The sequence below is a fragment of the Amycolatopsis sp. NPDC114484 genome, from assembly GCF_055633755.1.
On sequence record NZ_JBVKDQ010000001.1, the window covers coordinates 866147 to 886148 of the forward strand.

At 66.6% G+C, this 20002-nt stretch carries 15 protein-coding genes; 8 read left to right on the forward strand and 7 right to left on the reverse strand.

Translation table 11 applies throughout. The annotated features are described in order from the left end of the window. Positions 1-300: 300 nt before the first annotated feature. The 6 genes from ACZ7SW_RS04195 (at position 301) to ACZ7SW_RS04220 (ending at position 10062) form a co-directional block, all read left to right on the forward strand. Positions 301-1692, forward strand: a complete 1392-nt coding sequence (locus tag ACZ7SW_RS04195; protein ID WP_470228934.1) for a hypothetical protein — start codon at positions 301-303, stop codon at positions 1690-1692. Beyond that, positions 1689-2429 carry a hypothetical protein gene (locus ACZ7SW_RS04200; protein ID WP_470228935.1) on the forward strand — a complete coding sequence of 247 codons (741 nt, stop codon included), beginning with the start codon at positions 1689-1691 and terminating at the stop codon, positions 2427-2429. The genes ACZ7SW_RS04195 and ACZ7SW_RS04200 overlap by 4 nt, the downstream gene beginning before the upstream one ends. Next, positions 2426-6832, forward strand: coding sequence for a coiled-coil domain-containing protein (locus tag ACZ7SW_RS04205; protein WP_470228936.1), 4407 nt, complete (start codon positions 2426-2428; stop codon positions 6830-6832). Before ACZ7SW_RS04200 ends, ACZ7SW_RS04205 begins: the two co-directional genes overlap by 4 nt. Then, entirely contained in the window at positions 6829-7884 is a 1056-nt protein-coding gene (locus ACZ7SW_RS04210; RefSeq protein WP_470228937.1) for a hypothetical protein, read from the forward strand. Before ACZ7SW_RS04205 ends, ACZ7SW_RS04210 begins: the two co-directional genes overlap by 4 nt. 155 nt (positions 7885-8039) lie before the next feature. Continuing rightward, positions 8040-8873 carry a hypothetical protein gene (locus ACZ7SW_RS04215; RefSeq protein WP_470228938.1) on the forward strand — a complete coding sequence of 278 codons (834 nt, stop codon included), beginning with the start codon at positions 8040-8042 and terminating at the stop codon, positions 8871-8873. Then, positions 8866-10062, forward strand: a complete 1197-nt coding sequence (locus tag ACZ7SW_RS04220; protein ID WP_470228939.1) for a helix-turn-helix domain-containing protein — start codon at positions 8866-8868, stop codon at positions 10060-10062. The genes ACZ7SW_RS04215 and ACZ7SW_RS04220 overlap by 8 nt, the downstream gene beginning before the upstream one ends. A gap of 593 nt (positions 10063-10655) precedes the next feature. Here ACZ7SW_RS04220 and ACZ7SW_RS04225 read toward each other — a convergent pair. After that, the gene (locus ACZ7SW_RS04225) at positions 10656-11312 is read right to left on the reverse strand and encodes a hypothetical protein (RefSeq protein ID WP_470228940.1); all 657 of its coding nucleotides are present in this window, start codon (positions 11310-11312) and stop codon (positions 10656-10658) included. Between the two features lie 116 nt (positions 11313-11428). Beyond that, a complete protein-coding gene (locus tag ACZ7SW_RS04230) occupies positions 11429-12142 on the reverse strand; it encodes a hypothetical protein (RefSeq protein ID WP_470228941.1) in 714 nt (237 codons plus the stop codon). Between the two features lie 352 nt (positions 12143-12494). Here ACZ7SW_RS04230 and ACZ7SW_RS04235 point away from each other — a divergent pair, with 352 nt between their 5' ends. Then, positions 12495-15197: a transcriptional regulator gene (locus ACZ7SW_RS04235; protein WP_470228942.1), complete on the forward strand. Its 2703-nt coding sequence runs from the start codon at positions 12495-12497 to the stop codon at positions 15195-15197. Positions 15198-15246: 49 nt separating this feature from the next. After that, on the forward strand, positions 15247-16137 hold the full coding sequence (gene ppk2 / locus ACZ7SW_RS04240) for a polyphosphate kinase 2 (protein WP_470228943.1): 891 nt from the start codon (positions 15247-15249) through the stop codon (positions 16135-16137). A 6-nt stretch (positions 16138-16143) separates the two neighbouring features. Here the strand turns inward: ppk2 and ACZ7SW_RS04245 are convergent, their stop codons facing one another. The 5 genes from ACZ7SW_RS04245 to ACZ7SW_RS04265 all read right to left on the reverse strand — a co-directional run bounded on the left by ACZ7SW_RS04245 (position 16144) and on the right by ACZ7SW_RS04265 (position 19922). Further along, a complete protein-coding gene (locus ACZ7SW_RS04245; RefSeq protein ID WP_470228944.1) occupies positions 16144-16923 on the reverse strand; it encodes a class II aldolase/adducin family protein in 780 nt (259 codons plus the stop codon). A 58-nt stretch (positions 16924-16981) separates the two neighbouring features. Continuing rightward, entirely contained in the window at positions 16982-17518 is a 537-nt protein-coding gene (locus ACZ7SW_RS04250; RefSeq protein WP_470228945.1) for a helix-turn-helix domain-containing protein, read from the reverse strand. 18 nt (positions 17519-17536) lie between these two features. Continuing rightward, the gene (locus ACZ7SW_RS04255) at positions 17537-17911 is read right to left on the reverse strand and encodes a VOC family protein (RefSeq protein WP_470228946.1); all 375 of its coding nucleotides are present in this window, start codon (positions 17909-17911) and stop codon (positions 17537-17539) included. Positions 17912-17921: 10 nt separating this feature from the next. Continuing rightward, entirely contained in the window at positions 17922-18809 is an 888-nt protein-coding gene (locus tag ACZ7SW_RS04260; protein ID WP_470228947.1) for a hypothetical protein, read from the reverse strand. 75 nt (positions 18810-18884) lie between these two features. Next, positions 18885-19922, reverse strand: coding sequence for a tetratricopeptide repeat protein (locus ACZ7SW_RS04265; RefSeq protein WP_470228948.1), 1038 nt, complete (start codon positions 19920-19922; stop codon positions 18885-18887). Positions 19923-20002 lie beyond the last annotated feature (80 nt).

Consider the following 20002-nt stretch of genomic DNA (forward strand, 5'->3'; position numbering starts at 1 on the left):
GGCTGGTCTCCGATGTTCGTATGGGTCGGGGACGAAGACACATTTATCACGGAAGCTGTGCTGGAGAATGGTTTTCGGTGACAGGCTGCTCCGGCAGGATCCGGCGCACCGAGGGGGTGACACTGGTTGAGTGCTCCGTCAGGCGTGGGACGGGCCGTGTTTGACGATTCTTTCGTCGGCCGCGTTCGGACACTTTTGCGTGCTCGGCCGGTCGCGGACGCAGGTGACAATGCGACCCGGCAGTCTTGGGGCAGCCGTAGCTACGACGTCGTGACCCTTGCTCTTGCTGCCATCGACACGGTGATCGCCCGACAGGGTTTCGACGAAGAAGTCACCTACGACGAGGTTGTCGGCGGATTGTGCACGCTCGCGGGGAGCGCTCATCCTGAACAGCATGTCGATGAACACGAGGCGGTGGCTCGTTACGTCGTGGACGCGCTCTTGAACCGGCGAGACCGTGAAGCGCCGTTCGCCTACGAGGTTTCCACGTTCTCGCGCGGTGACGACGGGGCGGTGCACCATCAGGCCGTTCCGGTCGAATTCCGGTTGTTGAGCGAACACGAGGACCAAGCGCGGGGTCGGAATGTACTGCGTGCTTCGGCCGACGCGATCAATGCGCTGGTCGGAGGGCTGGAGTTCGATGTCGAAGACGAGCAGGCGGCTATCGAGCTCATGCTCGCCCGGCAGCTTGAGCGGGGTGCGTTCGGGCAGGCGGAGAAGGCGGCGGAGCGGTCGCGGTTGTTGTCTGTGCGGTACGCCGACGAACTGCGGACGTTGCTGACCGACACTGTGCGCGACATCCGTACAGTCCTTGCCCGGTGGGCCGAGGAAGTGCCTGCGCAGCTCGAACGCAACCGAGCTCACCTCGAAGAGCGCCTTGTCTCAGAAGACCGGTTGCTCGGGCACGTCCGCGGCGCGCTCGACGCGGCCGACGCCGAGCCCGGGATCACCGCGGCGGCCGCCCGGATAGCGGGCCTGCTCGAAGAGTGCCGCCGCCGGCACACCGAACTGCACGGCCGGCTGGTCAGCGCGCGGACGATCTTCCTCGACGAACAGACCCGCCAGTCGTTCCGCCCGGTCGGTGGACTGCGGAACCCCGACCTTGGGGACGGTGTGTTCCTGCCTTTGCTCGGCCTGCCGGCAGCCGAGGCGGCGGAGCCTGCCGAAGCGTTCGCTGTCCTCGCCGCAGGTCCTCAGGTTCCGCGGGTTGTCCGGTTCGCCGATCTCGTCGACGACCTGCTCGCTCCCCGCCGGGAAGCCGCGCTCGGCGAACCGCCCGATGATGATGAAGAACTCGGTGACCCGGATCCGCCCGCTACTCCGCCGGAGATCCTGGCGGCCGCCGCTCACGTGGTCGATTCGGTTCTGCTGCCCGCACGTTTGTCCGATCTGTTGCTCGCCGTTCGCGCCGCAGACCTGCCTGCCGGGCTGGACCGCGCCGCTGTCGAGCGGCTCGTCGTGCTTGCAGTGCTATGGAACTACGCGCCGGAGAGCACTCAGGACGCATCTACAGCGGTGGATGCGGCGGCCCGAGTGCTCGGCCCAGCGGCGGTCGTAGATGCGGACGGGGCCCGAATCGGGATCGCAGGCTGGTCGGGAGACGACCTGATCGTGGCCGAGGACGAAGAAACACTTGGACGGTGGGTTGCGACCAAGTCGAAGACCGCCGGACGTGATCAGGAGGTGTCATGACCCTCGGCCAGCGCGATCTTTCTGACGTTGGGGTGCTCATCGGCTGCGCGTTGCGGCCGAAGCTGCGGCCGGGCGTCGATTCCGACTACCGGACGCTCCTGGGTCGTTACCGCACGGATGTGGAGTTCCACAACGCGGTGGACAGTGTTTTGGACGGACTCGACGCGCAGGTGCTGTCCGCTTCGGAACTAGGGCTCGTCCTCGGCGTGCGGCGCGAGTCCGTGTTCGCCTACCGGATCTCGGATCTGCCCAATGTGAGCGGGGTGAGCGACCGGCTGCTGGTCGGCCTGGTCAGCGCCGCTATCGCGGCCTATGCGTTTCCGGCCCCGGCCGACTTCGACGACGACCGCGTCCGCTGGGTGTCGGTCGAGGAGATCGAGCGTTTCGTCCGCGACGCCTGCGATCGGCTCAAGCGCGAGCCAGATCGTGAGACACGGGAGGACCTGTCGTTCGACGAAGCATGGCGCACCTATGACCGGCTTTCCCCCGGATACCGGGCGGATCGGGGCAAGGGCAAGGGCCGCCGCTCGGCCGCCTCATCTACCTACTGGGTGGCGAACGTGCTGAACTGGATGACCGACCAGGGGCTTGCTCGGCTCGCGCCGAACCGAGGGCCCGAAACCTTCCAGTTGCTGGAACGATTCCGCATCCAGGTCGGGGAGCTGGCCGGAAACGCGACGTATGAGCTGCTCGCCGCGATGCGACGGGGTGACCGCGTGCCGGCGGTGGATTCGTGACCTACCAGCTGTCTGCCTTTCGGCTCGCGAACGTGGGAGATCGTGCCGCCCGATTCACCGATCTGACGCTGGACATGTCGACGGTGAACACGCGCGACCCGGTGGACTCGATCCTTTGGCTGCGCAACGGCGGCGGGAAGTCGAGCCTGCTGTCCCTTTTCTTCGCCCTGTTGCTCCCGCTGCGTAAAGACTTCATGGGCAAGTCGGTGAAACGTCATCTCGAGGACTACGTGGCGACCGGCGACACGAGCCACACCGTGGCGGAATGGGTGACCCGCCCGAACGGTGCTGACGGGTCGTCGCGGTTGATCACCGGTGCTGTCTACGAATGGACCGATCGACGCAAGCCAGCCGACCCGGACCGGGAACGAGACAAGCTCAAGGGCTGGTATTACGCCTTCTTCGCGGTCCCGGGTGTACTAGACCATGCCAGCCTGCCCATCCACGACGACACTGGCCGAACCCGCAAGATGGCCGACTTCGTAGCCGCGTTAAAGGAGACCGCGGCAACCAATCCGCAGGCGTTCAGCTTCGTGATCACCGAACAGCGGGGCCAATGGGCAGAAACCCTTACCGCGCGGGACCTCGATCCGGCGTTGTTCGGCTACCAGAAGCAAATGAACCACTCCGAGGGCGGGGTGGCCGGGTTGTTCGAGTTTCCTACCACCGGTAAATTCATCGAATTCCTTATCGACCTGACCGTCGACAGCACGCAACCCGACCTCGTCGCGAGCAACCTGCGGGAGGTCGTCGACGTGCTCGGGCGCAAGCCGGGTCTGCTTGTCGATCGCGAGTTCTGTGCGGAACTGGCGGGGCGGCTGGACCGCCTGGCCGAACGGCACAAGCTTGCCACGGATGCGGCCGATGCCGCGGGCGAGGCGCGATTGGCTGCGGCCCGGCTCGCCGGTGCGTTCCGCACTGTGGCGTCGATGCGGGAAGCCGACAAGGTGTGGTTCGCGCAAGAGGAGGAGAAGCTACGCCAGCGCGCCGTCGTGCGAGATCGTGAGCGAGCGAAAACCAATGACGTCGCCAGCGAACTGAATCGGATCGCAGCCATCTACCGGCGCGAGACGGCCAAGGCCGCTTGGGGCAATGCCTCATCCGCTGCGGATGAGGCAAGAAAGGAAGACCAGGCTTGGGAAGCGGTGGGGTACCTCGCTGACCGCGTCGAAGCCGAACAACAGGCGGAGTTCGTGCGGAGACAGATCGCCGACGAGGAAAGGGAATCCGCCCCACTGCGGGCGGCGCGCGACGCCGCCGCGGTAGCTCTCAAAGGCCGCTATGACCTGCTCGCCGCGGAAGAGCACGAGGCTGAAGACACTGCGGTCTCGGTTGCTGCGGACGCGCAGGATGATGAGGGCACCGAAATCGATCGAGAGCGTAAGAACCGGGGGCTTGCCACCGAGGCGGACGTGCGTGCGGAGAACGCCCGTGGCCGGGTGACCGAAATCCGCGAGGCGCTCGCCGGTGCGGTGGATCGCGGTGACCTGCCCGACCCCGAGGCAAACCCGAGGGCGGTCCTGGCGGAGTCGAACCAGGAACGTCGAGAAAAGAACGGGATCCTCGGACAGGTACGGCAGCGGCGATCGGCTCGGCCCGCGCAGCGTGCCGAGCTCGTCGAGCAACGCCGAAAACTGGCAATCGAGCGGACCGCCAAGAGCACTGAGCGTGATCGGCTCGCCAAGGACTGGCGAGAGCTGGCGGATCGGGCCGACGACGTGGCGACGGACGCCCGGCTTGCCGAGCTGATGCAGCTCGAACAGGGAGACCGGCTCGATCTGTGGGCGGAAGCTGCGGACCTGCGAGTGGCACTGACCAGGGAGGCTCTGGCCTCGGAATCGACCGTCGTGGACACCCGGGTCGATGCCGCCGAAGACAACCGGGCGCTGGAGGGGTTGCGGTCCGACGAGTTTCTGCCCACAAGTCGGGACGCGCAGCGCGCCGTCGAAGTGCTCGTCGCGGCCGGCGTGCCGGCGGCACCCGGCTGGCAGGCGTTGCGCGACCTCGTCACTGCGTCCGAACGCATCCACGTTCTCGAGAATGCCGCTGTCGCGGAACTCGCGGCAGGCGTGGTAGTCGCGGATGCCGACGCCCTGCGTGCCCGGGCCGTAGTGGCGTCGAAGTCGTGGCACGCGGTTGCCCACGTCGCGCTGAGTACGGTTACGCAGCTGGGACGGGCCGTGGCTGCGGCACCACCGCAGCATCTGGTGTTCCCCAGCGAGCCCGCACTCTACGATCGGGACGCGGCGGATCGCGCTCGGACAGAGCGTGAAGAACGCAGGCAGGACCAGGACAGCAGGATTGCTTCGCTCCAGGAACAGGCGAAAACCGACAGAGCGTTGCTGGCGACGCTGGACTTGCTTCTCGAAGATTGCCCTGCGGGTCATCTGGACGCCCTCGAGACAGCCATCGGCGAGTACGACGAGGCGATCGAGGGCATCGACGAGGCCGATCAGATCCTGCGAGCAAAGATCGAGGAGCTGGACGGCAAAGAAGCAGCGGATGCCATCGCTGAAAAGGAACTGAGCACGGAACTGACCAAGCTGGCGCAGCGAATCGAACGGCTCAGCGCACTCGCGGAGAAGGTCGCCGATCTGCCGGGGCTCGTGCGGGCGATCGAGCAGCTCGACAAAGACTTTGACGTATACACCGGCATTGCTGATGAAGCTGCCTCTCGTGCGAAGGAGCTCCAAGAAGCTGAACGTACGGCACGTCAGCGCGCCAGCGGTCACAAGGCGAATTGGCAGCGATACGAGCGCGACGGTCGTGAGATCACCTTGCTCGATGCCGATCGCAAGTCTGAAGAGACCGGCACTGACGATCCGTTGTCCTTGTTGCGAAGCCGTTTCCTCGACCTCGACGCGCAGTGGAAGACGGTCGCGTCGCAGTCCGTGCTGGCCGAACGGCTGAGCTCGCACATCGAGCGAGGTAAAAAGGCGACCCAGGCCCTGGCCGACTACGCGGACGACGTCCAGGCCCGCGCGGCGGTGCTCCTGAGCACAGGTGATGGCCAGGACCCGGAACGCCGTGCGGCAGCTCGAAAAGGTGCACGGCAAAAGGCGGACGACGAGCAACAGGCGCTGAGCGAAGCAAAGAGCGAGCTCACCCAGGCCAGCGACGAGGTCAAACAACGGACTCCTCGTGATCGGGTGAGGCACGCTCAGCTCGAGGTCGAGCCCGAATCTGAAGAGGACGCCCGGGAACGGGCTGCGGCTGAAGCCGAGCGGGCCACCGAGATGAGCGGGGAAGTGACTCAGCTCAATCGGGAGGCCGACACCGCGAAAAGTGCCGCGGGCGAGGCAAACACGGATGCGCAGGTGTTCGGTCAGCGAGCCGGTCGGCTCGCTGACGCCTCCGCTCCTGCGGAGGTGCTCGATGACGTTCCGGCGTACGACGGTGCCGATGCAGACGCCGACCTAGCATTGCTTCTGGCAAGGGTGAATGCGGCCAACGCCGAGGCTGTCGCGACGGCGGGCAGGGTCGAGGACGCGGTCGCAGAGGTCCGCAGAATCGCTGCGGAAACCCGGTTCACCGAAGTGCCGGGTGCGATCCGGGATCGGCTGACCGGCGACGACGCCGAAGCGCTCGCCCGACGTGCGGCTTCCCGGGCCGAGGACATGCGGCTGCGTCACAAGACGATCGATGGCCAACTCGCCGCGATCGGTCGCGATCAGCGTCTCGTCGTCGTCGAAATCGCGGCTCTGGTGAAGGACGTGCTCGCGAACCTCGAGTCCGCGCATCGGCACTCGAGGCTGCCCGGCACGCTGGGCCGGTGGGCGAATGAACACTTCCTGAGGATCAGCTTCGTGCGCCCGTCCAGTGACGAGGATCTGCACGCCCGGCTTGATGCTGTCGTCGATCGCATCGTGGCTGAGAAAGCCAAACCAGAGGGCCTGGCTGTCCTGAAGAAATGCGTGCATGAAGCGGTCGCGCCGCGCGGGTTCACGGTCAAAGTGCTCAAGCCGAACAGCGATCTCGCGATCGAACCCGTCGACGTGACTCACCTCGGCAAGTTCTCCGGCGGGGAGAAGTTGACGGTGTGCGTCGCGCTCTACTGCACGCTCGCACGTCTGCGCGCGGTCAACCGCGGCCGCGGTAAGGCAGCAATCGGCGGAACACTCGTGCTAGACAATCCGTTGGGGACGGCTAGCCACGTCGCTCTGCTTCGGCTGCAACGGGATGTGGCGGCCGCACACGGGGTGCAGCTTGTGTACACGACGGGCGTGGAAGATCTCGGCGCGGTCGGCCAGTTTCCGAACGTGCTGCGGATGCGCAACGCGCCCGGATCCCTGCGCAACAGGAGGTACGTCGTACTGGACGAGCAGCCCGGTCCGGCCGAGGATGGCATCACCAGCGCCAGGGTGCTGGAGGAGAACGAGGCCGGTGAGGAAGGCAGCTCATGACCATGAGCGCGCTGGCCACGAGGCTTGCCGAACACGTCGCGGCGTCACCACTCCAGAAGGTCGAGCTAGACGCGTTATACGCGGTCGCGGTCTCCTTCGACCGCAGCCTGGCCACTGCGCCTACCGCGAGGAGCGAGATCCGGGCCGCGCTGGACGAGCTGGCAACTGCCAAGCTGGTGGCGTTCCCGGCATCACCATGGCTCTTCGACCGGCGCGAGGCACCACCACTGCCGAACTGGGTACGTCGTCCGCCTCGCGAGCGTGCGGCACAAGCCGTGCGGGAAGTGCGGGTCTGGCCGGCGGCGCTCGAAGCCGCTGGGCACATCGCCACCCGGGACGACGAACTTCGGCTTCTCGAAATCGTCGCTACTTTCCTGCGCGACAAAGGCATGCTGTGCCCGAGCGTGCCGACTCGTGAGCGATCGCTGGAACTGTTCGGCGACGAGAAACGCCTGGACCGGCTGCAGTCGACGCGCCTGTTCAAATCCGGGGCGCTGAGGCTGGACATGCTGCGCTGCCACGAAGTGCCCATCCCGTTCGTCTCACAGTTCGTAGCGGGCGCGCCTGACCCGCGAGGCACGGCTCTGCTGATCGCGGAAAATCACCACACGTACACGTCATTGCTCGAAGTGACCCGGCTCAGCGCCGCCGCCGGGGGCCCGGCCCGGTACATCGGCTACGGAACCGGTAGCCAGTTTCCTTCGGCGGTCCTCTCTGTGCCGCTCCTGTCACCCCCGCCCGACCGAGTCGTGTACTTCGGCGACATCGACCTGAAAGGACTGCAGATTCCCGCAGCGGCGAGCATCACCGCGAAGAACGCGGGCCTCCCTGCGGTGGAACCCGCTCATCCGCTTTACGAACTGCTGTTCGCGCAGCCGCACCGGCGTCCGACGGAGCCGATATCCGCGCTCGCGGCGACCGAAGCAGCTGCTTGGCTTGGTCCGCGGGCAGTGCTCGCCAAGGAGGTCTTGATGAGCGGCACCCGGATCCCCCAAGAAGCGGTGGGCTACGAAAAGCTGACTGCACACCTCACGGAATTGAACCGAGTCTGACGCAGGCCACGCCCGGTGCGCTTGTAAGAGATGTCGACCTTGATTCTGGATCGGCCACGAGTCTGCCCTTGCAGCGCGGTCGCACCACGACTGCGCTGGACATGTCAGAAAATTAAGTGATATAACCTCCTTGTCGCGCGGATCTGAAGTGTTCCGTGCTCGAACAGCTGGAGGTTCGCATGGGGCAGTTGAAGCCATCGGCATGGGCGTGCGCCCGGTTCGGCACTATGGCTGTCGTCTTGCTGGATGCGATCCCCGCAGCGCTAAGGCGGGCGCATCAACGTGCCCTGGCCAGCCATGTCGAGATGGGCTTCAGCACCAATGAGGCGTATGGCCTGATCTGGAAAGCGCTGCACGAGGAGCTGGTCTCTGCGATCGGCGATCATCCTGGAGTCCGCAGAACGAAGCCCAAGGGGGCGTCCTACGAGTTGGTCGTCATCGGTGAGAACAACGTCATTGTCTACCCGTGGCGCTACGGCGACGATGCACGCGCCCGGGTCGAGGACAAGCGGATGCGTCTGTCCGAGGTTCGCAACAACCTGCTCGCCTTGAACCCTGAGTCGCCTGAGCCTCAGCTCACGCTCGAGCATGCCGAACTGAGCGAAGACGATCTGACCTTGCTGCTCGATGAAGAACGACGTGACTCGCAGTCGATGGCGTCAGCCGGCCGTGTTGTAGTGCTGGCGTACGCCAGCAACCCGGATGCAGGGCTTTTGCGGCTGTTCTGGGGAGACGCGGAGAAAGCCGACGACGATGGGTATCTGCGCTGGACGCACCTCGAAGAGATCTCTTTGCGAGCTTCAGACGATGGCACCGACGTCGGCGGTCTCGGGGTGCGGCCGGTTACGCCCGTCGGGCCTGACGTTGCCGCAGGTCGATTCGATCAGGCACCGTTGGAAGAACCCCTCTTGGGCGTGCGACCTCCGTTGACCTCACCGGACGCTGATCCTACGGGGACGCCGCAGTCAGAAACGGGAAGCGATGCCTGACCAGCGTCCACAGCTACGCCTGTTCGGTAAGAGCGACGGACCACTCGGTGCCGCAGAGATCGCTGGCGTGTTCGATCCGGCACGCCTGACTCAGGCCCGATGCTTGGCCGGCATGACCAAGGCTGCGCTGGCTGATCAGGTTGGAGTGTCTGCTCCAGCCGTCACTCAATGGGAGGCCCAGAGCAGTCCTCCCCGCCCTGACCATGTGCGCGCTCTGTCCGAGATCCTCGACGTTCCCGTCGGGTTCTTTGCTGCCGGTAGACCGCATGCTCGGCTCGACGCGTCTACGGCGCATTTTCGTAGTCTACGGTCGACTCGGTCGTTCCAACGCGCCAAGGCTGTGGCATTCGTCGAACAGGTCTGGGAACTCACTCATGCACTGGAGAAGCGGATCGCTCTTCCGGCAATAGACCTTCCCGGGTTCGTTGCTGGCGAGGACGACCCTGACCATCCCAATATTGTCGAGTGCCAGGACATTCCGAGCGATCCTGTATCTGCTGCGGGACTACTGCGGCAACGGTGGGGGCTGGGTATCGGTCCCATTCCGCATTTGATCCGCACGATGGAGACCCGCGGCATCGTAACCACGATGGTGCCGTTCGCCGGTGAGGACACACCTCGCATCGACGCCTTCTCGACGTCCCGACTCCCCCGACCATTGGTTATTTTGACGCCCGATCGCGCGAATGACGTTTACTGGCACCGTTTCACCGCTGCCCACGAGTTGGGGCACTTGCTCCTGCACCGGGACAGCGTGCCTGGTGACCCGATGCAGGAACAGGAAGCCAACAAGTTCGCCGCCGAGCTACTCACCCCAGCGGCATCGGTTAAGGACCTGCTTCCGCCCCGCATAGATTTTGCAGCACTGGAGCGCCTTGGACGTGAGTGGGGTGTATCAGTCAAGTCGCTGATCTATCGCTCCCGAGAGCTCGGCGCGCTCTCCGACGCAAGCGCCCGGCGTGCCTACCAGAAACTCAATCAGCTAATCAGCGTCGGCTTGCTTCCGGAGGAGCCCGTTGCCAACTACCCCGGCGAAGTACCCAGTCTGCTGGCCAAAGCATTCACGTTAGCTGAGGAGCACCGGATGCTCACCCTGGCCGGGCTGGCTCGAGAACTGCAGTGGCGTGTGCCTCGCCTGCGACTTCTGCTGGGGCAGGTTGACGAACGCCCCACTCTTCACCTCGTCTGAGCGCGCCACTGGGCCTTCTCTCGTGAACTGGAGCGGTTGTTGGCTGCTTTGAGGTGCGGGAACTGTGCTGAGCCGATGTGGCACCGTGGAGTCACACAGTTTCCGGAGGATGCGCGGTCATGAAGTTGCTGACGGCTGGTTCGTTGATCATCATCGACTTCCCGGCGGGTAGCGTGCTGGGGAGTTGCGGCCTTGAGGCTTGCTGGTGCTGCCGACTCTAGGAACACGGAGCGTGTTCCTGGTCGCTTAGCCACCAGAGGCTTTCAGCCACTTTGGTTCGGAGCTTGAGCCGCTCGACAAGCGTGGAGCGACGGCGCGGCTGCGATGGCCGAGTGGCCGAGTGGCGGCGGTTGCTCATGCGGTCCTTTCGGTCGCCACGTCTCACAATTTCTCACAGACGGAATGGGCGGGGCGGGATTTGGGGCCCCTGGCCTGGACTGCGAACGACAAAACCGCACGTCACGACACCGTATGGACGGGAATCTTCTGACTACGGATCAGAAGGTCAGGGGTTCGAATCCCTTCGGGCGCACTGTCTGGTCGAGACAGTAAACAACAGGCCGGGAGCTTTTAGCTCCCGGCCTGTTGTGCTTTTACGCCTTCTTGAGCCGATCCAGCACAGCGCGGGTCTGTGATTGCGCGATCGACGACAAGTCGTCCATCTTCAGCGGGTCCTCGCCGGGAGCGCGGTGGACCGCGACCTGGATCTCCGCCGAGACATTGCTGTCCTGAACCCCGACGATGTAACTCGCGCCCGGTCCGGGCTCCGTGACCGCACCGGCGCGCCAGTAATTGCGCGTGCCGAGCCCGGCGGTCGTGCCGGCGGTCCAGCCCTTCGACGGGCCGGTGTTCCACTTGTCGTAGGCCGGCGGCTGGCCCGCGGAGGTGAACTCGACCTGGACGCCGATTCCCGCCTCGTTGGTGGCGACGCCGTCGGTCTTGGAGGTGCTGGTGTAGCGGAGACTGCACGTCAGGCCGCCGCCGTAGCCGCCGCTTGGCTGGTCTTCCCGGTGCACCGGCGGGATCGGGGTGGTGGACCATTTCGCCAACGGCTTGGGGTCCAGCAGGTCGCAGGCGTTGGAGATCCCGCTCATCGAGTACTTGCCCGGTGGTGCGGCGGGGGACGCCGAGGTGGACGGGGCGGGAGTCGGCGCGGGTCTGGCTTCGGAAGGGGAGGATCCGCCGCTGAGGGACAGGCCGATCGCTATTCCGGCGCCGAGGACCACCGCCAGTCCGATCGCCCCGGCCACGATCAAACCTGTTTTGGGGCCGGGTTTCGGGGGCGGCGGGTAGCCGGGGTGCTGGGTCCATCCCGGAACCGGTTGTCCCGCAACGGGATCGGAGTGCTGGCCGCCAGGGGAGTCGGTCACTTGTTCCCTTTCAGTCCGTTCAACGCCTTCCGGGCCTGCGCTTCGGCGATCGGCTGGACTTCGGTGCGGTGCACCTGGGCGACGTCCCGGCCGCGGCTGAAGTTCAACCGGACGCGGACCGAGACGTTGCCGTCCAGTACACAAAGGACGTAGTGCGTGTCCGCGACCAGATCGCCGAATACCTCGGAGTGCCAGAAGCCCTTGGTCCCGATTCCGGTGATCGGACCGGACGCCTTGCCCTCGCCGGTTTTGGCGAGGGTGCCGCGTTTCCAGTTCTCGTAGGAGGACGGCGCGGTCCCTTCGGTGAATTCGACGTCGAGGAGGACCTCGGCGGAGTCCAGGGCATTGCCGCTGGAGTAGCGGAGCTGGCAGCTCAGGCTTCCGGAGCTGGTCTTGCTCGGACGGACTTCCTCGTGCTTGGGCGGACCGGCGGGAGTGGGCGACCACTTCCGCAGCGGGGCGGGATCGACGAGATCGCACGCGTTGCCGACGTTGTTCATCGAATACCCGGGCGCGGCGGCCGGTTCTGGCGGGCGCTCGGAGGACTGTCCGGCCACGACGCCGACGGCGATCCCGATTCCCAGCACGACCACCAGTGCGGCGACCCCGCCGATGATCCAGCCCGCCCGGCGGGGTTTCGCGGGAGGCGGCGGATAACCGGCTGCGGCGAAGGGATTCTGCGGCGGCTCGTCGCGCCCGTTGTCGGTCATCCCCGCAGCCCTCCGCCAGGTGAACCGGGCGTCTTGACCTGGTTCTGCCCGACTATATCGCCGACCCGAATAGACTTCAGCTATGCGCGGGGCAACCGTACCGTCGATGGATCGCGATGGTCGACGACACCCCGGCCGGTACACCTCACGGAACAGGCTGAGCGCAGAGCAGGTGGCCGACGCGTATCTCGTCGTGATCGGGACTGGGCTTTCCCGGAAGGACTGCGGTTCAACGGAATCAGCGGCGAAGAGTACGGAGTGGACTTCGCCGCAACCCGAGACGGCGCACGCGGACCTGCGGATTTTCCGCTAAACAGTCCCCGAGGGCATTCGCGCATTAAGATGCCCAGTCGTGAACGAACCGAGCGCGTCCTTTCGCGAGGCGGAGTACGACCGTCTGCTCAACCGCTTGCGAGAGCGCTTGGCGGGGTTGGCTCATGAGGCCTTGGCCGGGGAGTTCTCGGCGAAACAATTCGCCGAAACCGCCGAGAGCGATCTCGAACGGATCAGCGGCGAGGTCGAACACCGGATGGCCGGGAACGCCGACGAGGCGCTCGGGGCGACCAACCCGCAGATCGAGGAGCTTTGGGCGGCGGAGAAAACCCTTGCCGAGCACGATAATCCGGCGGGCAGGCCGGCTGGGGCGCGCGCGGCGCACGCGATGTTCGGCCTGGTGTTGTGGTTCGGCATCGGCTACCCGTTGCTCTGGTGGCAGCTCCAGCAGGCTTTCAGTGGTGTGGCGTGGTTCTTCACGGTGGTGGTTTTGCTGGTCGCCGCGGGGTTCGCGGTGTGGGGGGCGCAACGGCTGATCGAACGAAGCGGGAAGAAGCTCCTCGGCCGGGCCGTCGTCAACGCGGAGACCTGGCCGTTCGTGACGTTCTTCCCGACCGTCTATCTGTTGTTGCTGTGGCGTTTGCTGTCCTCAAGCCGGGAGGCGATGGGCGGGTTCTGGTCGGGAGCGCTGTGGATCGCCGCGGGTGTGGTGGCCTTGGGGGCCTTTTTCGTGGCATTCTCGTTGGCCACCGTGGTGCTTGAGGCGGAGGATCCGGGGCAACGGCTGCCGTCGACGGTGCTCGTTCGCGGACTGATGGCGTCCGTCCTCGCTCTCGCCGCGGCCTACTTCGTGCTCGACGTGGCGGCGACGGCGTGGCCGCCCTTGGTTAAGTACGTCGTGGCCGACGCGGTCACCTTGCTGGTCATGCTCGGCTTTGGGCCGTTGACGCTGAGCTCCTGGCTGATCCCGCCATGGCTGTCTCGCGACGAGAGGCGCAAAAACAGCCGCAGCTGGAAACGGTTGAAGGCGAAGTTGCGGAGCGAGGTCGCGGTCGCGGAAGAACGCTGGGGAGACGCTGCGCGCTCAGAGGTGGAGCAGCGCGTCAAAACGCACCTCACCAACGTCCTCAACCCGGATTTCACCACCACCCTTCCCGCCTACGACCGGCATGCGCTCGGGCAGATGCGCGCGGGCGATCGGGTCAGGACCTCGGTGGCGGCCGCGGACCGGCTGCGCGAGCTGCTGGCCGGGATCGAGGGCGGCGTGATCGGAATGGCCGGGTCGCGCGGGGCGGGCAAGTCGACGCTCCTCGACGCTTACCGCGCGGGCAAATTCCTGGAGGGCGGCTATCGGCACATCGCGGTGATGGAGAGCGTGCCGGTCCGGTACGACGCGCGGGAGTTCATGCTGCATCTCTACAGTCAGACGTGCGCCGAGGTGATCAAATTCTGCCGGCAGCGCGGAGCGGACGAGGACCTCACGCGCCCTCGTCGCCGGGTGTGGGAGCGGCCAAGCTGGCCGGTGCTCGCGGCGGTGCTGGCCTGGCTGCTGGTGGGCGCGGTGGGGACGATTGTCTCGGCGGTGTTCCAGGCCGACCTGCGGGCTCAGCCGACCACCCTGTGGTGGCCGCTGGCCTGCCTGTTCGGCGCGGCCGCCACGCTCAGCCTCGCGGCGAGGAGACGTCCGGCGGCCCGGTTGCGGGACTCATCGCCGCCGCCGGTCGCGAGGGGAGATCTGCTCGCGCTCCGGAAGCGGGCGGAATGGGCTCGCGACGGGATCAGGTTCCAGCAGAAACACACCTCGGGCTGGTCGGGCAAGACCGGCGTGCCGATGGTCGAGGCGGGGATTTCCGGGTCCAGGGAGGCGACCCGGAACCCGTTGACCTATCCCGAGGTGGTGCACGAGTTCCTGCGTTTCGTCGAGGCGACTATCGAATGCCTCGGCGCGCTCCCGAAGATCGCGCCCGCTCCGGTGGTGATCATCATCGACGAACTGGACAAGATCGCCGATCCGGACCTGGCCCATGAGTTCATCAACGAGATGAAAGCCTTGACGGCCGTAGACGTGGCGGGGCTGTTGTGCCTGATCTCGGTGTCGGAGGACGCGCTGGCCGCGTTCGAACTCCGCGGCCTGTCGGTCCGTGACGCCTTCGACAGTGCCTTCGACACCATCGTCCGGCTGGAGTACCTCGCTCTCGCGGACGCGCGGGAAGTGCTGTCCAGTCGGGTGGTCGGCTTGCCCGATCCGTTCATCAGCCTGTGCCACTGTCTGGCCGGAGGTCTTCCCCGCGAACTGATCCGGGTCGCCCGGCGCATGTTCGCCGGCGGCACCGAACTCGCGGACATCGCGCGGCGGCTGGTCGCCGAAGACCTGGCTGCCAAACGGTTCGCGCTGCTGACCGTCGTCGGAAAAGCGGAGTACGACGAAGTCTTGGCCAGCGCTCTCGTCCGGCATCTCGACGCACAGGCGGCGGCTGAGCCCGCCGCACTGATCGCCGCGGTCGCCGCACCGCCGATCTCAGCGGAAGCGGCACCGGCATTGCTGCGGCTGCAGACCGAAACCCTGGGATACCTGTATTACCTCGGGACGGTGCTCGAGGTCTTCGGCCCGGCGTTCGCACCCGGTGATCTGGAACGCGGCCACACGGTCAGCGAGGGGTCATTCGACACGCTGGCCTCGGCGCGGCAGCTTTTCCCGGTCAACGCCCGGCTGGCGTGGCTGGCGATCAGCGCGTTCCGGCGGAAGTGGGCGCTGCGCGTCGTCGAGCCGCCCGGCGCGTGATCCAGGCCGGGACACCTCCCGTTCACCTGCCCTGCTTAAGGTCGGCCGCATGTTGCGGGACGTGCGGGAGTACATCGATCGGCTCGAGATCGACGGGCATTCGGTCGGCGAGGATCACGATGACGATCCCGTGTTGATCGACGCGTTCGGCAAGGCCGTCGACACCTGGCGGGAGAACTATCCGTACGACGAGCGCATGCCGCGCGAGGAGTACGACGAGACGAAATACCTGCTGCAGGTCGAACTGCTCAAGCTGCAGAACTCGATCAGCGAGACCGGCAGCAGGCACGTCATTCTCTTCGAGGGGCGCGACGCCGCGGGCAAGGGCGGCACCATCAAACGGTTCATGGAGCACCTCAACCCGCGCCACGCTCGTACGGTCGCGCTGGCCAAGCCCAGTGACCGGGAAGCGCACCAGTGGTATTTCCAGCGCTACGTCCAGCATTTGCCGACCGCGGGCGAGATGGTGTTGTTCGACCGGTCCTGGTACAACCGCGCCGGGGTCGAGCAGGTGATGGGGTTTTGTTCGCCGGATCAGTACGAGCAGTTCATGCATCAGGTGCCGCTGTTCGAGGAAATGCTGGTGGAGAGCGGGATCACGGTCACGAAGTTCTGGTTTTCGGTGACTCAGGCCGAACAGCGCACGCGGTTCATCATCCGGCAGGTCGACCCGGTGCGGCAGTGGAAACTGTCCCCGATGGACTTGCAGTCGCTCGACAAATGGGACGACTACACCGCGGCCAAGGAAGCGATGTTTCTCCGCACGGACAGCGAACTCGCGCCGTGGATCACGATCAAGAGCAACGACAAGAAACGCGCCCGGATCAACGCGATGCGCTATTTCCTGTCGCGGTTCGAGTACGAGGGCAAAGACGCGAACGTGGTCGGGGAACCGGATCCGCTGATCGTGAAGCGCGGGCGGGACGCGGTCGGAGACTGAACCGGGTCAGTCCAGCACGTCCGGTTCCTGTTCGACGATCAGGTCCTCCAGCAAACGGAAGTTGTTGCGGGCCATGTTCGCGCTGCCGAAATGGCGGGCGGCGAGCGCGGCTTCTTCGGCGGTCATGACGCGAGGCGTGCCGGCGGCTTCGGCGAGGAGTTGCATCTGGCAGGCGCGTTCCATGGTGATGAACCACCACGCCGCCTCGGCGACGCTGCGCCCGACGGTCAGCAATCCGTGGTGGCGAAGGATCGCGGCGCGTTTCGGCCCGAGCCGGGCGGCGATGCGGACGCCTTCGTCGCGCTCCAGGACCAGTCCTTTGTACTCGTCGAAAAGCACGTGATTCTCGTAGAAGGCACAGGATTCCTGGACAATCGGGTCCAGCGGGCGATTCAACGCCGACCAGGCGCGGCCGTGGATCGTGTGTGCGTGCGCGACCGCGACGACGTCCTCGCGTGCCTCGTGGATGGTCGAGTGGATGGCAAACGCGGCCTTGTTCGTGCGCCGCGTTCCTTCGACCACTTTCCCGTTCTGGTCAAGGAGAAGCAGGTCGCTGACCTTGATCCGGGAGAAGTGGACCGCGTACGGGTTGACCCAGAACCGGTTCGGGAACTCGGGATCGCGCGCGGTGAGGTGCCCGGCGATGCCCTCGTCGAACCCGTATCGGGCGAACAGGCGGAAGGCGACGGCGAGCTGGCGTTTGCGCTGCGCGCGTTCGGCGGCGACGGAATCCAGCTGCTCGGGCAGGGTGTCGAGGTCGAGCTCGGCTACCGGGGCGTCGGTCATCAGCATCTCCCACTGTTGCCTGTCTGGCAATCAGGGTGCCTCTGAGGCACAACGAGTGTCAAGCGATGACGACGAGTACTTCCGCGTCCGGAGCGCCGCGCAGGGTGTGTTCGGTGGTGCCGGGGAACTGTGCCGAGTCACCGGCCGCGAGCAGGTGGGTTTCGCCGTTCAGGGTCAGTTCGAGCTGGCCGCTGACCACGTGCAGCCACTCCTCGCCGCGGTGCTGGGTCGGGCGGGGCGGGACGGATTTGTCGCGCAGGGTCACCAGAGTCGCCTCAACGCCAGACGACGGAGGGGACAGATGGGTCAGGGACGCGCCGCCGGTGCCGTACGTGATGGCGTCTTCGCGCCGGACGATGGGCGACCTGCGTTCCTCGGAAGCAGCAAGATCGGCGACGCTGACGTCCAGCACCCGCGCGAGTACTACGAGCGTGCCGAGGCTGGGCACGCGCTGTCCGCTCTCGACACGGGACAGGTATCCAGGGGTGATGTCCGCGGCGGCGGCGACCTTCTCCAGCGTGAGCCCGCGTTCCAGGCGAAGCTCACGTAAGCGTCGCGTGATCCGCTGCTCGGCTTCTTCCGCCTCCTGGCCCATCCCCACACTGTAAGCGGCTCAGCCGGCGAGGAACTCCAGCCGGTTGCCGACCGGGTCGAAGGTGTGGAAGCGCCGCCTGCCGGGGATTTCCGCCGGATCGGCCCAGGTCACGGACTGTCCGGAGGCTTCGATCGCGGCGGCGGTGGCGTCCATGGCGTCCACGTCGATCACGAAAGCCGGGTGCGCCTTGAGCGCCGGACGGAACTCCGCCTCGACGCCGACGTGCAGTTCGCCGTCCGGGCCGCCGACGCCGGGAACCCGGAACCAGCAACCGCCGCGTGCGGCCAGCAGCGGCGGTTTCGGCAGTTCCGGCCAGCCGAGCACGCCGGTGTAGAAGGCGCGTTCGGCGTCCTCCGCGCCCGCTAGGCAGGCGACCTGCACGTGATGGATCATGCCCGGAAACCTACGCCAGCTCAGCGGGTTCCGGTTCCGGGAACGCGTAGAACCGCACGGCCAGCTGGCGTCCGTCGGCCGGGCCGGATTGGCGGGCGGCGTAGCGGTGCACCAGTTCCAGGTACTCCGCTTCGAACTCCTTCAAGTCCTTGAAGCTCAGCCGCATCCCGGCGCGGCTCCCGGCGGTCCAGCCGTCGAAGGTGTCGCGTCGCTCGGCGGCCCAGGCCATCAGCCGCACCTCGCGGTCGTACTTCGCGTCCAGGTAGGCGGCGAGCTTGGGACGGTCCTCCTCGGGGAAGTCCTCCGGCTTCGCTTCGTTCGTGCTCTGCGGGATCGGGTGCCAGCGGCCGTCGCGGGCGCGGCGGGTGTATCCGGCGTGGGTGAGGGTCAGCAGCGCGGCCGGAACGTCGATGGAGGGGATCTGCGCGCGCAGCTCGGCCGAAGTGGCGGGCAGAAGCCGGAGCAGCCGCTGGTAGTTCGGGTTCGTGTGCACGGTGATGTCGCGCATGGTCAGCGGACGCGGCCGTGCGTTGCCGGCGAGCAGCGCGCGGGCCCGCAGCATCAGGAACACGGCGATCGGCAGTTCCGCGAGCAGTGCGGTGCCGAGGCTCGCCCACTGATCGGAACCGCCCCAGTCGAGGACGACGTCGAACCAGGCGTCGCAGCACAGCAGCGCCGCGGTCGCGGCCAGCATCGGCACCGCGGCGCGGCTGCGGCGCATCCCGAGCAGCACGGACGCGGCGAAACACAGCAGCAGGACGATGTCGAAACCGACCCAGGCGACCCGCCACTGGCTCGTGTCGAAGTGCTCGGGCAGGGTCAGTCCGAGGTAGACGGTCCACGGCACCAGAAACACCGCGATACCGGCGAGGATGGCGAGAAGCACGCGTCTGAACACTCGATCGACGCTAGCCGCGCCGATGCCGGGGAACATCCGGGAAGATCCCGGAGATCGACCCCGAGAAACCCGTGTCTACTGTGGACGGTCGGCAGCGAGCGCCTGCCAGTGGTCGGCCTCGGCGGTCGCGCCGCGAGCGCGCAGCATCCGGGTCAGGCTCAGCATTCCCTGCACGTCGCCGGTCTCCGCGGCGACCCGGAAGCAGCGTTCGGCCTGTGCCAGTTCGCTGCGGGATTCGGCGAGATGTCCGAGGTTGGTGAGTGCGGGGATGCTGCCGTGCTCGGCGGCCTTGCGGTACCAGGCCGCGGCCTCGCCGTCGTCGCGGCGGTTGCGGGCGAGGACGCCGAGGTTGGTCATCGCCGCCGCGTCGCCCGCCTCGGCGGCTTCGAGGTACCAGTTCTCCGCCTCTTCGAGGTCGCCCCGGCGATGCAGCAGCAGCCCCAGCCGCACCTTCGCCTCGACGTGGCCGCCCTTCGCACCGCGACGGAACCACCGCTCGGCGTCGCCTTCCCGGCTGGCCCGTTCCGCTTCCCGGCCCAGCAGGCAGGTCGCGGAAAGTTCGCCCGCGTCCACGGCGGCGCGCCACCAGTGCGCCATCTCCTCGGGTGCGCCGAGTTCTCGCAGGACGACGCCGAGGTCCAGCATCGCCGTCGCGTCGCCGTCTTCCGCGGCGCTGCGGCACCAGCCTTCCGCGTCGGAGTACCGGCCGTCTTCGACGAGCAGGTGGCCGAGCAGTCCGGCCGCCTCCCTCGCGCCGGCTTGGAACGCGGCGGCGTACCAGTGCTCGGCGTCGTTGAGGTGTCCCTGGGTTTCGCAGGTCCGGGCGTATCCGAGCATCCCGTGCGGCTCGCCGGCCTGCGCGGCTTCGTGATACCAGCGGGCGGCTTCGTCCTCGGAGCCGCGCTCGGCCAGCAGGTGGGCCAGCGCGGTCATCGCGATCCGGTCACCACCCGAGGCGGCCCGGCGATACCACTCCTCAGCCTCCGCCGAATCGCCGCGTTCGCGCAGGTCAGCAGCCACGCGCGTCATCGCGACGACGTTGCCGCCCTCCGCCGCCTTCCGGCGCAGGTAGTCATCGACGCGTGTGTTCCACTTCCGCAGCCGCCCGGGCATCTCGCACCCGCTCCTTTCCGGCTCCCCACCTAGACAGTCGTTTCGCCCGGCGCGGACGTGACACCTTCGCGAGCGTTATC